The sequence below is a fragment of the Nitrospira sp. genome (assembly GCA_024998565.1).
Lineage (GTDB): Bacteria > Nitrospirota > Nitrospiria > Nitrospirales > Nitrospiraceae > Nitrospira_A.
Genome location: JACOEM010000017.1, coordinates 15,888 through 31,061, shown reverse-complemented (window position 1 = coordinate 31,061; position 15,174 = coordinate 15,888). Strand labels below are relative to the sequence as shown.

Here is a 15,174-nt window from a genome sequence, read left to right as displayed (position 1 = left end):
CCTCGTAGGGATACAGCATCTTCCGTCCCAGTTGCCAGTTATAGACTTCTGGCATCGCATTCCTCCGTAAGACGTGAAACGGTAGACGATAGACGCGGTGCGAGAGATGAGAGTTTGTTCTTGCCTCTCACCTCTCACCTTTCACGTCCCTTACACTTTGATCTTGATGTGCTCACCTTTCAGCCACTTGATCATGAACTCGTTTTCCTGACCCGGCGTGAACCCGGTCCGGACTGGTTCCCACGGACCACGCGCTCCGATACCGCCGTCTTCCGCCTTGGTGATGCGGATCAAGCATTCCTTCGGCACCGTGTTGACCGCATGGTGGTCGATTTCAAATCCCCACTTGAATTTCAACGCATTCGCCTGCTTGCCCGGCAGTGAGTCGGTTTGATGCATCGGCATGAGCCAGCTCCTGGTGAATGATTGTTGCGCGCCGTACCGGAAGTTGGACTGATACCCGGTATCGACCGCAATAGCGCGTCCGTCCGGCCGCGTCTCATGCCCCTTCACCGACTTGGCCGTCGACACATAGGGAGCGTGTTTGGCCATCGTCACATGGTACGGATATGAGGGATTGTATTTCGCCCGGATCATCAAGCGGGCGACCTTGTAGAACGGATCCGACGGTTTCCAGCCGCGATAGGGCCGGTCCACCGGGTTACCGTCGACAAAGACGTAGTCGCCGTCGTTGATGCCGCGGTCTTTCGCTGCCTGCGGGTTGATGTGCAACTGGTGCTCGCCGACCCCCGGTGTCCGTTTGTCCATCCGGTACGGATCGCCGAAGTTCGACTCATAAATCTGCACCCAGTCGTTCACCGACCATTGGCTGTGCACCCGGTGCCGGGTCTTGGGCGTCACGCAGTAGAACTGGTAGCCCTTTTCCCACAAGGGGTTCGGGTGTTGTTTGATTTCGGACCACGGCAGCTTGATATTCCGCACCGTCTTATCGTCATGGTGCTGCGCCGTCACGGGAATTCCATAATCCTCCGGCCGGACATAGGGATTGGTCGTCATGATGGCATTCGGCAGATACGGCGTACACTCCGGGCCTTCCCGGTGTGAAATGAAGTTTTCGCCGTATTCGATCGCCTCCGGCTCGATACGGTAGGTCTCCAAGCGTCCCGATCGTGTCCAGTGCGGCTTGGACTCGTTGGTCTCTTCCCAGAGCGGATGCCGCGGGTAGGTGCGACACATGACCATCCAGCCCTTTTCCGACTTCAACATGACGTCGGCGCTGTAACCGAAAAACGTGGTCGAGGCATCGAGAATGCGCTGTACGTAAATGTCCACCCGGTTGTGGTAGACAAACTTATACGTATCCGCCATCCGCTGTTCGCCCGTCATTTCCTTCAGCTTCGCGGCGACGCCGGCGAACGAATCGAGATCGTTCCGGGTGTCGTACAGGGGGCGGATACCGCCTTTCCAGATCTGCACCCAGGGATTCGACACCGTGGCCGTCATTTCGGGATAGGTAAACTCCATCCATGAATTCACGGCGAATGCCACGTCGGCATGGTTGACGTCCGAGGTCATCTCGATGTCTTGCGTGACCAGCATCTCGATGTTCGGATCGACGTTTTTCACCATGTCGTAGTGGTGCTTGGCGTTGTTGAGAATGTTCACGTTCACCACCCAGCGGACTTTGCTGGGGCTCGGCATATGAGTCTTGCCGGTGAACACCTTGCGGCCGTACTTCGGCGTATTGACGATCAACGCATTGTCGCCATGGTTCCAATACCCCGGCTCCTCACCGTAATAATATTTTCGATATTTGATTTCCTTGCCGTGCACATCGTCCTTGAGATTCAAGTTCCAGGGATCTTCTCCCAGATAGACGCTCGCGCCCGCGCCGGACCAGGGCGCCGCCTGCCAAATGCCGACCTTGTAGTTGCCGGACCAGGTGTGACATCCGGTGCCGAACTTCCCGATATTGCCCGTCAGCATCATCACCAATGCCGCGGCCCGTCCCATCGACGTCATATGGAAATAGTGACAGACGCCCTCTCCATTGTGGATCGCCGCGGGTTTGACGGTGCCGCAGTCCCGCGCCCAGCGAACAATCAGATCCTTCGGCGCCCGATTTACCTGATGCACGGTATCCAGGTCATAGTCCTGGAGGTGAATCGTATACAGCTGATAAATGGGCATGACGTCGACCTCGCGCCCGTTGAGCAGCTTGATCCGATAGGTACCCGTCAAGGCCGGGTCGATACCGCTTTGAGCCAGATGAACGCCGACCTGTTCACGATGGAGCGGCACGGCTTTCCCCTTCGCCAGGTCCCAGACCATCATGCCGCCGAGACGCTGCACCTGGTCTTGGCTTAATCCCTGCACGCGCCCCGAATACGACTTCGTGAAATCCGGCACCTGATAGTCTTTCAGCACTTCATGCGGATCCAAATACTGGAGGGTATCCGTCCGTACGAGCAACGGCATGTCCGTGAAGCCCTTAATAAAATCAATGTCCTGATAATTTTCATCGAGAATGATTTTCGAAGCCCCGAGAAACAGCGCGCCGTCCGTCTCGGGACGCACCGGGATCCAATAGTCCGCGCGGCTGGCCGTGGGATTGTATTCAGGGGTGATGATGACGAGACGCGCCCCCCGTTCCATGCTTTCCAATTTCCAATGCGCTTCCGGCATTTTATTTTCGACGAAATTCTTCCCCCAGCTCGTATTCAGCTTCGTGAAGCGCATGTCGGAGAGGTCGACGTCGCAGTTCTGCGTGCCGTTCCACCAGGGCTGCGACGGGTCTTGATCGCCGTGCCAGGTGTAGTTGTTCCAGTAGCGTCCGCCCTGCGCCTGATCGGGATTAACCTTCCGGATCCAGCTATCCAACAACGGCAACACGCAGTTGTTGAACCGGGTATTGGCATGCTTCCCCATCATGCCGAGGATCGGCATACCGGCGCGGTGCTTGAACGTCCGCACGCCCGCGCCCTTCATCATTTCGATCATTTCCGGAGCATAACCCTGCTCACGCAGACGACGAGCACCGGCTTCACCGCTGTAGCGAGTACCGATGACGATCAACCCCTTGGCGACGTAGGTGAAGGCCGTATCCCAGGACACGCGGACCATGTCGTCGAGGAACCGGCTGTCGAACTTGTACTTGCGCTTCACGTCCGACGTCAGTTCGGGAGAGCCGTCGTCCATCCACTGCTTCCAGCCCTTCCGCATCAAGGGCCCCTTCAAGCGATAGGGACCGTACACGCGACGGTGGAAGGTAAACCCTTTCAAACACATGCGGGGATTGTGCGCGAACGTTCCACGGTTGCCGTACAGATCTTCGTAGGTCTGGTGATCGTAGTTCTGTTCCACACGCATCACGACACCGTTCCGCACAAACGCCCGAATGCGGCAGGCGTGGGTATCGTTCGGTGAGCAGACCCAGGTGAAGGATGAGTCGTACCGGTATTGATCGTGATAGACGCGCTCCCACGATCGATCCGGATACTCACCCAATGGATTGTCGACCTCGACGACCGGTTGCAGCGCGGTCAATGCCAGAGCCTTGTCGGCTACAGCGGCGACTGCGACCGTCCCCGCCGAGACCTTCAAGAACTGCCTGCGGGATAATTGCATCATGACTACCTCCTCATAAGAAGACAGGACACTCTACCGACGCCACGACTCGCGGCGTCTACACCACACTTCCCCCATGACCGGAACAGGCCACTGCCAACGCACCCTCCTTCCAGGCCGATGGTGTTCCCCCCGCACGAGCGGCCGATCGTACGGCGACGCAGCGCTTCGCAGCTCTCTGCGCAAAGAACCACGCGCATCAGTGAGAAGATCAACGGAATAAAAAAATCACGACGACCCCTTGTGCACCTCACATGCCACGAGGTCGATTCACGACGAAATGTCTATGTCGTTGAAAAATCAAACAGCGGAAATGAAGATTTCATGAAGGTCGCGGGCGACACGAAACAGCCACGAAGACACGTGGTGGGAGACCACGATTCCACCACGATCAATCGTGGGCGAAAACATTCTTGCCGGGATCAGAGAGAGGCAGGCACGGAGGGACTGTTTACATGCGAGAGGGGCGGCGAATGGCTAATTTCTGCATCCGGCTGCGGAGCGTGCTCGGGGCCAACCCTAACTGCTCTGCAGCGCCGCCGGGTCCTTCGATTCGCCAGTCGAGCAGCGTGAGCGTTTGAAGAATATGGTGTCGCTCTTCGTCCTGCAGTGTTCGTCGAGGACCTGACTCGGTCGGGACACGTACATTCACCATCGCCGGATCGATACGCAACAGGCGCTCGTGACACAGGATCAATGCACGCTCCACGATGTTCTCAAGCTCCCGCACATTTCCCGGCCAGGCATACTGCACCAACCGCTCCATCGACGCCTCATCGAAGTCTTCACAATGTCGCTTCAGCCGCTGGGAATGAACTTGCAGGAAATGTCGGGCGAGGATGGGGATATCCTCCGGGCGTTCTCTGAGCGGAGGCATATGGATGGGAAACACGTTCAAGCGGTAGTACAAATCGCTGCGGAAACGCCCCTGGTGGATCGCCCGGTGTAAATCGGCGTTCGTCGCGGCGATCACCCGGACATCCACCGGAATGGCATTCGCGCCGCCGACACGATCGACCAGGCCGTCCTGGAGCACCCGCAAGAGCTTCGCCTGCGCCTCAAGCGGCATCTCGCCGACCTCATCCAGAAACAACGTGCCGCCGTCGGCAAGCTCGAACCGGCCGACCCGTTGATGTTCGGCGCCCGTAAAGGCGCCCCGCTCGTGGCCGAACAACTCGCTTTCGATTAATCCTGCGGGGAGCGCCGCGCAATTCAATCGCACAAAGGCCCGATCACGCCGCAAACTCCGCTCGTGGATGGCGCGCGCCAGGACCTCCTTGCCGGTTCCGGTCTCCCCGGTCACCATCACCGTGGCGCCCGTCGGAGCCGCCTGCCGGGCAAGCGTCAGCACCTGCTCGAACGCCTGGCTTCGCCCCACGACGATGCCGAAATCCTGATTGGCCTTCAGCTCCTCCGCCAAATACACATTTTCCCGCGCCAACTGTTCTTTCAAACGGGTGATTTCTTCGTAGGCGTTGACGTGGGCGATGGCGAAGCCGATCTGCGTGGCCACCTGCTGGAGAAAATCCACATCGGCCGGATCCGGATGTCCCGCCTCGACGCTGCCGATGTTCAGCGTACCGAGACACGCTTCCTGGACGACCATGGGAAGGTTGATCATGCGACCAAGTCCTTCCTGGAGATAACTCTCATCCTCGATAAACAGTCGCTCTCGCTGCAGGTGAGGCCGCACGTGTACCTGATGATGATCGTAGACCCACCCCACCGCGCTGTGCGCGCGGGGGATCATCGCGTCGCTTCTGAGTACCACCTTGGGCAAATTCGTTTCCACCGCATAAAAGCGAAACGCGTCCGACTTCAAATCGTACACCGTGATTCCAGCCCGCTCCCACCGGACGACTTTCGCCAACTGATCCGTCACCGCGCGAAACAGGCTCTGCCGGTTGCGCTGAGAATTCAGCACATTGGTGACGGACAACAGGGTGCGGTAGTTGAGCGCCGCGTTATGCACGGCGTGTTTCTTTCTCCCGTAACATAGACCCTCTATGAACGGCTCACTGACCCTGTGCGCTGGAGCGACACGTCGTCAGGAAAGGCACCTGCACGCACAGAACTGAACTGCAGGCAGGCCTCGATGGGCGGTGGTGGCTTGTGCGCTGTGGGCATCATAGGCTGGGCCCATTTCTGATTCCAGTCGCTCGTCGAATCTTCATCAAACTTTAATGTAACGGCGGCGGCAACCTGGCGGATCACGTGGCTCGGCAAGGTTGGCCCTTCCGATGCTGCGACAGGTGGGACTAATGACGTCCTGTGCCCATGGCATGTCTGCCCTCATCCATCTCAACGCCCGATCTGAGCCGTGAGCGACTACGCCCTGCCTCGGGCCCCAACGCCCCGGAGCTTGGACCGACTGCGGGCGCGAGAGGAGCCGTTGTGACTCCCAGATCAGGACTTCTTCGCGGAACGAATACACTCGCCGCCGGATCGCGATGCGCACGCATGCGATCGAGGTCACTCGAAGCCCGTCCTTCGGGCGACGTCCGCATATCGCCTTTCCGAGGCACGATCCGTTCAATCTCTTCCTCTTCGTCGAGAAGGGAATCGAGCGATTCTCCACGACCCCTGACGACCAAATTCGTCGCGATCACGTCCTTAGCCAGCGATTCCGCCATCGGCAATTCATCCGCATAGACATCGGTCTCGTATTCGGCCGTGGAGGGGGTCGCCAAGGAGGTCCACACGGATTGCCCGGACTCGGTGATATTGATGCTGGTCACCGTCGACAGGCCAGGCCGGATCGGATGTTCCCGGAGTTCGTCCGAGGGTAAGGCGATACGCACCGGAACGCGCTCGACGATGTGAATGAAGTTTCCGGTCGAATTGTCCGGAGGCAACAGGGCGAACGCGCTGCCGCTGCCCGGCACCAGCCCCTCCACCGTGCCATGGAACGTTTGCTTCGATCCGTAAAGACTGACGTTCACCAGAGCCGGCTGGCCGGGACGGACATGCTGCAGTTCCGTTTCGCGCAAATTCGCTTCGACCCACAGATGATCCAGCGGAACAATGGTCATGAGGAGCGCTCCAGGCTGAACACGATCTCCCACCTGGGCTTTGCGCTTGGCCACATATCCGGAAATGGGAGCCCGGATCTGTTGGCGCGCATACTCCAGGTGCGCTTCGATCAGCTGATGTTTCGCAAGATCCACTGCCGGATGGGCTATGACAGTCGTGCCCCCGATCTGTGCATCCAGTGAATCCAGCTCGGCCTGGGTCTCTCGCACCTCTGCGTCCAAACTCGCAATTTTGTCCGCGGTATTTTGCAGGATCTGTTTGGAGATCGCGCCGCTCGGAGCGGCCCGTTGATACCGGTCCATGTCGTGCTCGGCCAACTCCAGCCGGGCCCGGCGCGAGCGTAATTTTTCCGCGAGTTGCTTCCGATTGATAAACAAGGCCGCAATGCGACGAACCTCCTCGCCCAACCGGCCACGGGCCCTCCCCAGCGCAGCGTAGGCTTGATGCTCATCCAACCGGATCATCAAGTCCCCTCGATTGACAAACTGCGTTTCCTCCGCCAGCACCTGCGTCACGATGCCGGAGGCCTGCGCCGCCACCGGCACCAGGTTCCCCGTGACGTAGGCGTTATCGGTTCGTACCCAAAACCGGTCATGCGTATACCAATGCACCAGATAGGCGACGGTGGCGACCAGCACCAACCCCGCCACGACCAGGAGCCGTCGATTCCGGCGCGCACGAATGGCCTTCGGATGGATGCGGTAGGGGCCGGCCGGCGGTGAGCCACCGGGGGATTGCGGATGCTGAGCCATATCTGCAGTTGTGGTTGTCATGGATTTAGCTCGGATTCTGTTTCGGTCGTTTTGCAATGTCCGGATTGTGATAACCGCCGCCCAGGGATTCGATCAGATCGACCGCCGCCACCAATTGGTCGCTTTCCAGGGCCCTCAACGCATATTCCTGCTCCAGGACCGGATAACGATGCCGCAACACTTCCCGATCATCGTCCAGCCCGTTCACGAGTCGCACCTTCGCCAATCGCCAGTCGTCCCCCAAGGAAGCCACCAGCCGTTTGTGCGAGGCCATGATTTCATTCGTAGTCTGCCAGGCGCTCAAACTGTCGGCGACTTCCCGCATCGCTTCCAGCAGCGTGTCGTTGTAGAGTTCCACCGCCGCATCGTATTCCGCCCGCTGCGCCCCCAATTCACCGCGGAGTCGGCCGCCCTCAAACCAGGGCATCCGCAATCCGGGCGCCAGGCCGTAGGAAAAGCTTTGACCGCTGAAAAGGAAATTCGCCAGCTTGTCGGTCCCCTTGGCCAACGTCAACGCATTGAATCCCACGAAGCCGGTCAAATCGATGGTGGGGTAAAACTGGGTCGTCGCCACCCTGACTAACCGCGATGCGGCATGAGCACGATAGAGGGCGGCGGCCAGATCCGGCCGATGGACGAGTAACCCCATGGACAGATGATCCGGTGCCGCAATCTGACTGGGGACGATCACTTTCGGCTTGGCAAACAGATGGCCCGCCTCATCAGGCCCCTTGCCGACCAATCGCGCCAGCAGATGACGCTGGACATCCAGCTGATCGCGAATTGCCGCCTGACGCTTGAACGCGGCTTCATAGTCGGCCACCGCGATTTTGACGGGCTGGTCATTGTCGAGTCCGAGCCGGAATCGAGTCTCCGCCAATGTCTTGAGCTCGCGGCGGATGCCGACGATGGCTTTGACGATAGTGAGTTGCTGTTGAAGGGCCTGCCCGCGGAAATAGGCGCGGGCAATGCCGGTGGTCAGCCGCAGGCGCACCTCGGCCGTTTCCGCTTCTTCGGCCGCTGCATGGCCCAGCGCGGCTTCCAGCATGGCCCGGTTCTTTCCCCAAAAATCGAATTCATACCGGAAGCTCAACGGGTTGATGATCCCGTACATAATCCTGATGCCCGCCACTTCCGGATTGAGGGCCGCAAAGACGCCATGTTGAGAAATACGTTCGTAGGTCAACGATGCATCTGCTTCGAGAAACGGCAACAGCCGCGCGCCTTCGACCTTCACGAGTGAAGTGGCCTGCCGCAGCCGTGCCGCTGCATGTTTCAAGCCGGGGTTATCGTTGAGCGACTGCTCGATCAAGCCGTTCAGTTCCGGATTGCCGAACTGTTCCCACCAGCGATCCTCCGGCCAATTCTGAAGCCGGGACGTGACCTCCGCCAGAGTCTCCGTCATTTCAGGCGCCTCGAGATATTGCGCCGGTTGATCCCCTTTCGGGATCCAGGCACAACCGCCGAAGAAGAGCGCGCAGCCGATCCCGAGGGCAAAGTGCAAGCGACGCCTGATCGTGACAGGAACAATCATGGCACCTCCTCAATCATTTCCTCAGCGCCCATCTCCCGTAATTCGTCGGCCGGATCCTGCGCCACCGGTAAGTGGGTCGGGTGAGCGAACCAGACGAGGATGCCCAATCCCACAAACAGGGCACTCGCAACGAGAAACGCGTCGTTCAAACCGAGAATCGCCGCTTCCTGCCGGATCAGCAGGCCAAGCTTGGCCTGGATCTGAGCCTGCGACAATCCTGCCGCACTGAGTTTGGCCGTCAACTGCCCCATCGGATCGAAAGAGATCGACTGGCGCCCGCCGAAGTGATCGGCCAGATGCAGTTGATGAAAGTGGATACGCCGGAACAGGACGATGCCTTGAAACGTGATCCCGAACGCTCCCGCAGCCACACGCAAAAGATTCGCGACCTCGGCCGCGCGCATGATGAGCGGACCGGACAGGCCGTGCAGGGTCAACACTGTCACAGGCGTAAAAAACGATCCCAGGAAAATGCCTTCGACGAGCATCGGCCAGAAGAGTTCTTCATAACTATGCGGATCGTCGTAGAGGCCGAGCCAGTAAAAGGTCCAGGCAAACCCCAGACTATTGAGGCAAATCAACCAACGGGCATCGATGTACTTACAGAGAAGATGCATGACCGCGATGGCGGGAGCCCCGAGCAAGACCAGCGGCAGCAGGGCCAGCCCGGCCAGCTTGGACGAATAGCCGAGAATGAGTTGGATCTGCACGATCAACAGCGACAGCAGCCCTTGGATCGAGAAGAACCCGAGCGTCAGGCTGATGACGCCGATCACAAAATTGCGATGCATGAAGAGTCGAAGGTCCAGCGTCGGATGCCGCTCCCCGAGTTCCCAGATGACGAAACAGGGAAACGCCACAAGCAGCACCACTGCGATGGCCTGGAGGAACGGCGAATCCAGCCAATCGAAATCGTTGCCCATGTTCAGCAACGTCTGAAGCCCCAGGAGCAACACCGCCAGCAGGGCGAACCCGACCAGGTCGAAACGCGCGTACCGGCGGCGAAACCCCCGCCCGTACAACAAGGCGGCCAGCGTGCCGACAATCACGAGTGTCAGCACGAAATCCAGGTAGAACAGAAAACGCCACCCGAGCATGTAGGCGATATACCCTCCCACCGGCATCCCGATGGTGAAAGGCGTAATGCTGAACAGGCCCCAGACGGTCAAGGCCACCGCCTTCAATCGCTTGGGGTATTCGTTGAGTAACATGGACTGGGCGATCGGCAGGGTGATGCCACCGGCAATCCCCTGCACGATGCGAGCGGGAACGAACTGCGCGAGCGTCTGGCTATCACCACACAAATACGACGCCACGCTATACACGATGAAGGCGCCGATCAGCAGGCGGTAATCGCCGATACGTCCCGAGAGGTATCGCGCGAGAGGAAAACCCAGGGCCAACCCGACCATGAAATCGGTCTGCGCCCAGGTAAGAAAACTCGGTAACACGCCCCCCAGATCGCCTGACACATGCGGCAGCAGAGCAATGTAGGAACCGGCGTTGAACAGCACGACGATGTGCGACAGGCCGAGCACGGCGTTGAACAGCACGAAGCGCCATCCATGCAACCGTCTGAGATAGACAACCGCCATCGCCGCACTCCATGACTTAATACGAAGGAGAATAGCCCGGCTGATCGGCCCGGGCCGTCCCTGGTTGAGCCGGCACCGTTGCGGGAGCGGATGGGGCCGCGGCCGGCGCGCTCGTACGATGCGCCCCATAGATCGCCAATCCCGTAAACAACATGCCCCCGACCAGATTCCCTACGGTCACCGGGATCTGATTCCAGAGCCACCAGGTCGACACACTGACATTGGCCCCCAGCAACATGCCGACAGGCATGAGAAACATGTTCACGACCGCATGTTCGAATCCTTGCGAAAAGAACAGCAAGGTCGGCCCCCAGATCGCGAGAATTTTCCCGGAGAACGACGTCGACATGAACGCCGCCACCACCGCCAGACTCACCATCCAGTTGCAGAGCATCCCTTTCGTGAACGCCGCGAGGAGTCCGGCCGTGCCATGTGACGCGTAATAATTGGTCTTCGCTTCGGCAATCGCAATGAGTTTGGTCCCGACCGCATTGATTTGCGCATCTCCGGCGGTGGTCAGCGCGACGGCAAACAGGCCTGCGTAGAGGGTGCTGCCCAGGAGATTGCCGAGGAAAACCCAGCCCCAGTTTGCGAAGACCTGGCGGAGACCCGCGTTCTTTTGGCCGGCCACCGCAGCGCAGGGCAACAGCGCAAAACTGCCCGTGATAATCTCGGCGCCGAGCAGAATCGCCAGCGCCAATCCGAAGGGGAAGAGCAGACTGCCGAGAATCCAGTATCCGGTTTCAACGGCTACCGTGACCGCCATGCTGGTCCCGATCCCGAGATACGCGCCGGCCAGCATGCCGCGAAGCACCAATTGACGCGGCGGCAAACTCAACTTCAGCGCGCCGCCGGCCAGCATACTGTCCACCACGCCGTAGGGCTTCACATAGTCCATCGCAGCCTCCTTCTTCGATTCGCCGGCATCGCTCGTCGCGCGATGCGTGGCACGGTCACGGAGATTCTTCTGTCACACGTTGAGCAAGGCGCGTGCCGTAGTATTTTTCAATCATCCGTACCGCTCTGAGACAGATGGGGAAGATCGATCGTCGCTGCCTGGACCGGATCCGGATCATCCGCTCTCTTGAGGAACTTCATGAATACGGGCGAGATCGCACAGGCGCACAGTGCGAAACCGCTCATCTCGCATCCCGCGGCAAAAACCGCATGCGGAACGCAAACCGGCACCCGCTGAAGGCACAGGGATTTTTCCCGACCGGCGCTTTTCCCGACAGGACGGATCAGGCGGCGAAGTTGCACACAGACAAGCGCACAGACTACGATATCGTCGGAGATGAAGACCGCCCTTGAGTGACCTGCTCAGCAATCTGCCCATTGCCCGCAAGTTGTTTCTTGCGTCGGTGATTCCTGCGCTCACGGTGCTGCTCCTCAGCGTCCTGACCTACCGCAGCGTCACGACGTTCTCCGACGACGAGGGCCAGCTCAATGACATCTACTACTCCCAACGATTGGCCTCGGAGTACCTTCGGCTTGTCGTGGACCTCGAAACAGGGTTCCGCGGTTTCGTGCTCACGAGCCAGGAACATTATCTGTTCCCCTATCGCACCGCCCAGGACCATGTCCTGAACATCGGCAGAACGCTGGAAGCGCAGGTCTCCGCCCATGACGATCAGCGCGCGCTGATCACCTCCGTGCAACAACTCGTCCGGCAATTCATCGATGAAAAGGAAACCTTGATCGACGCCGTGAAGGCGGACCACCCCGACGAGGCCCGGCTCTACATCGAGGAAGGCAAAGGGCGAACGCTGATGTTGAAAATTCGCCAGGACATGGGGCACTTCGAACATCTCGCCCAGACGGCGCTGAATGCCAAACTCGCGAAACTCGCCCAGGATCGCGACACCATGCTCATGACCATCCTCGGCGGCGGTCTCTTCGCGTTGATCTGCATGGTGGCGGCGTTACACCTCATCGCCCACTCCATCACGACGCCGCTGGAGCGCCTGGCCACCGCTGTGATGGCGGCCGATACGCATCCGATCCCGCACGTCCCGGTGATGACACGAACGGATGAAATCGGCAATCTGTCCCGTGTCATGCACGCCATGAGCTCGGCCATCCATTCCCACATTGCGGCGCTGCAACTGTCCGAGGCCAACCTGCGCCAGCTCAACCAGGATCTGGCCGGTTCGGAGGCCAAGTATCGCAGTATCGTCGACCATGCACCCTTCGGGATCTTCACCACCAGGGGGATGACCCTCGTGTTCAGCAATCGATACAACAGCCTCCTCGCGGGACTCGATCCGAGCGAAGAGAAGGACCCCGATGCAGTCCGGCGCGCGATCCACCCGGAGGACCGGGAGCGAGTCATCGAGGAATTCGCGCAAGCAGTGACGGAAGGGAAACCCTATGAAACGGTCTTCCGGTTTCTCCATGCGGACGGCACCGTGAGAAAAGTCTTGAGCCGGCGCATCCCGATTCGCGATCATTCCGGAGCGGTCGTCATGTACCAGGGGTTCAATGTGGACATCACGGCCCTCGATCTCATGCAATCGCGCCTGCGTCGGGCCGAGCGACTGGCCACACTCGGGCAGGTGGCCGCAGGCATCGCGCACGAAATCAGAAATCCGCTCGTCGGTATCGGCTCGACCACATCCCTCCTGCTCGATGATACCGACCCAGCCGATGCGCGCCGCCCCGATCTGGCCGTCATCCTGCAGGAGACCAAACGCCTCGATCGGATCGTCAACCAGATCATCGACTATGCCCGCCCCCGTGAGATCGTGGCGTTCGCCTTCGACATGGCGCAGCTGGTGCAAGAGGTCATGAAGGTCTTGGATGAGCCGCTCACGCGCAAGCAGGCGACGATCCGACTCTCGGCGCCGGACGCTCCCTACACCATTCAGGCCGACCGCGATCAACTGAAACAAGTGCTGCTCAACGTGCTGCAGAATGCAATCGAAGCCAGCCCCTCCGGCGGAACGATTGCCGTCACCCTGGTTCAGCAGGCCCGCGGCGTGGAGCCGGGACTGGAAGTCACCGTCGCAGATCGAGGTACCGGGATCAGCCCCACCCACCTCCCGCACGTGTTCGAACCGTTTTTCACGAGCGGCAAACCGCAGGGGACAGGATTAGGACTGGCCATCTGCCGTAACATTCTCGAAGCACACGGCGGAGAAATTGCCTTGGACAGTGAAGTGGGACGCGGCACCACCGTGCGCGTCTGGGCCCCCTTACGACAACAGCCACCACGAATGCAGGAAGAGGAACAGCATGCAGGCCACGATTTACGTCACGGATGACGAACCCGCCATTCGATCCGCCATCGTCAAACGCCTTTCGCGGCGCCATCACACCGTGACCGGCTTCGAATCAGGCGAGGATGTGATCCGGGCCGTCACCCAACATGCGCCGGACCTCATTCTGCTGGACTTGAAAATGCCCGGCATGGGAGGCGTCGAGACACTCAGGCAGCTCCGCCCGATCGCGCCCCAGACGCTGATCATCATGCTGACGGCCTATGGGACCGTGGAAGATGCGGTGGAAGCGATGCGGCTGGGCGCCTACGATTTCCTGATCAAGTCGGTCGACCTCTCCGGTGTCGATCCTGTCGTCGATCGCGCAATCGAATTCCTCACGCTGCGCCACCGGGTCGAATTTTCACTCGAGGATCAAAACAGCCCCTACGCGCTTTCCAATATCGATGCGCGCAGTCCGGCGATGCAGCTCCTGCTCGGCCAGGTTCGTGATGTGGCGCAGAATGCTAAATCGACCGTGCTGCTTCAGGGCGAAACGGGCACCGGCAAGGAGTTCCTGGCGCGGGTCATCCATTGCAACAGCCCTCGTGCCTCAGGCCCCTTCGTCGCCGTGAACTGCACGGCTATTCCGAAGGAGCTCTTTGAAAGCGAGCTGTTCGGACATGAGCGGGGCGCCTTCACGGGCGCCCACCAGCGCAAACGCGGGCTCCTCGAAAAAGCGGAAGGCGGCACGTTGTTTCTGGACGAAATCGGCGACCTGGACCCGGCCATGCAGGCGAAGCTCCTCCGCGTCCTGCAGGAACGCACCTTCAGGCGCGTGGGCGGCACGGAAGACCTCTCGGTAGACTTCCGCTTGATGACCGCCACCAATCGCGACCTCAAGAAGGACACGGCGCGCGGCAGCTTCCGTGAAGATCTCTTCTTTCGCCTGAACGTGGTGACCTTCGAACTCCCGCCCCTGCGCGTGCGTGCGGAGGATATTCTCCCGCTGTCCATGCAGGCCATGCTGCGATTCGGCAAAGAGTTCGGCAAGGAGGTCGTCGACATCGAACCCGAGGCGCAAGAGCTCCTTCAGCGATACAGTTATCCGGGCAATATTCGCGAACTCCAGAACATCATCGAACGCGCCATGATTCTCTGCCACGACAAAACCTTGACCGCCGGCTGCCTCCCGCGCGAATTACGCGAGCAAGCCCCGCACATCGCCGTGGCCATGGCGCAAGGCGAACACCCCTCCCTTCGCATTGAAATGGTGCTGGGACAACAGACGCTGGCCGATATCGAGTCGGCCCTGATCGAGGAAGTCGTGCGCCTCTCGGATCACAACAAAACCCTGGCCGCCAAACATCTGGGATTGACGCGGTTCGCCCTGGACCGGCGCCTCAAGAAGCAAATGGAACAGGACTGAGCCGGCAGGCTGTGTATTCCGGGGTTGAACCGCGCCACTCGGGAAC

Annotated in this window: 8 protein-coding genes; 2 read left to right on the top strand and 6 right to left on the bottom strand. The window is 59.8% G+C overall.

Translation table 11 applies throughout. The features are described 5' to 3' along the window. Positions 1–150 precede the first annotated feature (150 nt). The 6 genes from H8K11_19300 to H8K11_19275 form a co-directional block, all read right to left on the bottom strand. A complete protein-coding gene (locus H8K11_19300) occupies positions 151–3,591 on the bottom strand; it encodes a molybdopterin-dependent oxidoreductase (GenBank protein ID MCS6265897.1) in 3,441 nt (1,146 codons plus the stop codon). Positions 3,592–4,039: 448 nt separating this feature from the next. Further along, a complete protein-coding gene (locus H8K11_19295) occupies positions 4,040–5,560 on the bottom strand; it encodes a sigma 54-interacting transcriptional regulator (protein ID MCS6265896.1) in 1,521 nt (506 codons plus the stop codon). Between the two features lie 286 nt (positions 5,561–5,846). After that, positions 5,847–7,373, bottom strand: a complete 1,527-nt coding sequence (locus H8K11_19290) for an HlyD family efflux transporter periplasmic adaptor subunit (protein ID MCS6265895.1) — start codon at positions 7,371–7,373, stop codon at positions 5,847–5,849. Positions 7,374–7,398: 25 nt separating this feature from the next. After that, a complete protein-coding gene (locus H8K11_19285; protein ID MCS6265894.1) occupies positions 7,399–8,907 on the bottom strand; it encodes an efflux transporter outer membrane subunit in 1,509 nt (502 codons plus the stop codon). Then, positions 8,904–10,502: a DHA2 family efflux MFS transporter permease subunit gene (locus H8K11_19280; protein MCS6265893.1), complete on the bottom strand. Its 1,599-nt coding sequence runs from the start codon at positions 10,500–10,502 to the stop codon at positions 8,904–8,906. The genes H8K11_19285 and H8K11_19280 overlap by 4 nt, the downstream gene beginning before the upstream one ends. Positions 10,503–10,518: 16 nt before the next feature. Continuing rightward, positions 10,519–11,400, bottom strand: coding sequence for a formate/nitrite transporter family protein (locus tag H8K11_19275; GenBank protein ID MCS6265892.1), 882 nt, complete (start codon positions 11,398–11,400; stop codon positions 10,519–10,521). 409 nt (positions 11,401–11,809) lie between these two features. Between H8K11_19275 and H8K11_19270 the strand changes: the two genes are divergently transcribed. Then, entirely contained in the window at positions 11,810–13,765 is a 1,956-nt protein-coding gene (locus H8K11_19270; GenBank protein MCS6265891.1) for a CHASE3 domain-containing protein, read from the top strand. After that, positions 13,737–15,128, top strand: a complete 1,392-nt coding sequence (locus H8K11_19265; GenBank protein MCS6265890.1) for a sigma-54-dependent Fis family transcriptional regulator — start codon at positions 13,737–13,739, stop codon at positions 15,126–15,128. The genes H8K11_19270 and H8K11_19265 overlap by 29 nt, the downstream gene beginning before the upstream one ends. Positions 15,129–15,174: the final 46 nt, after the last annotated feature.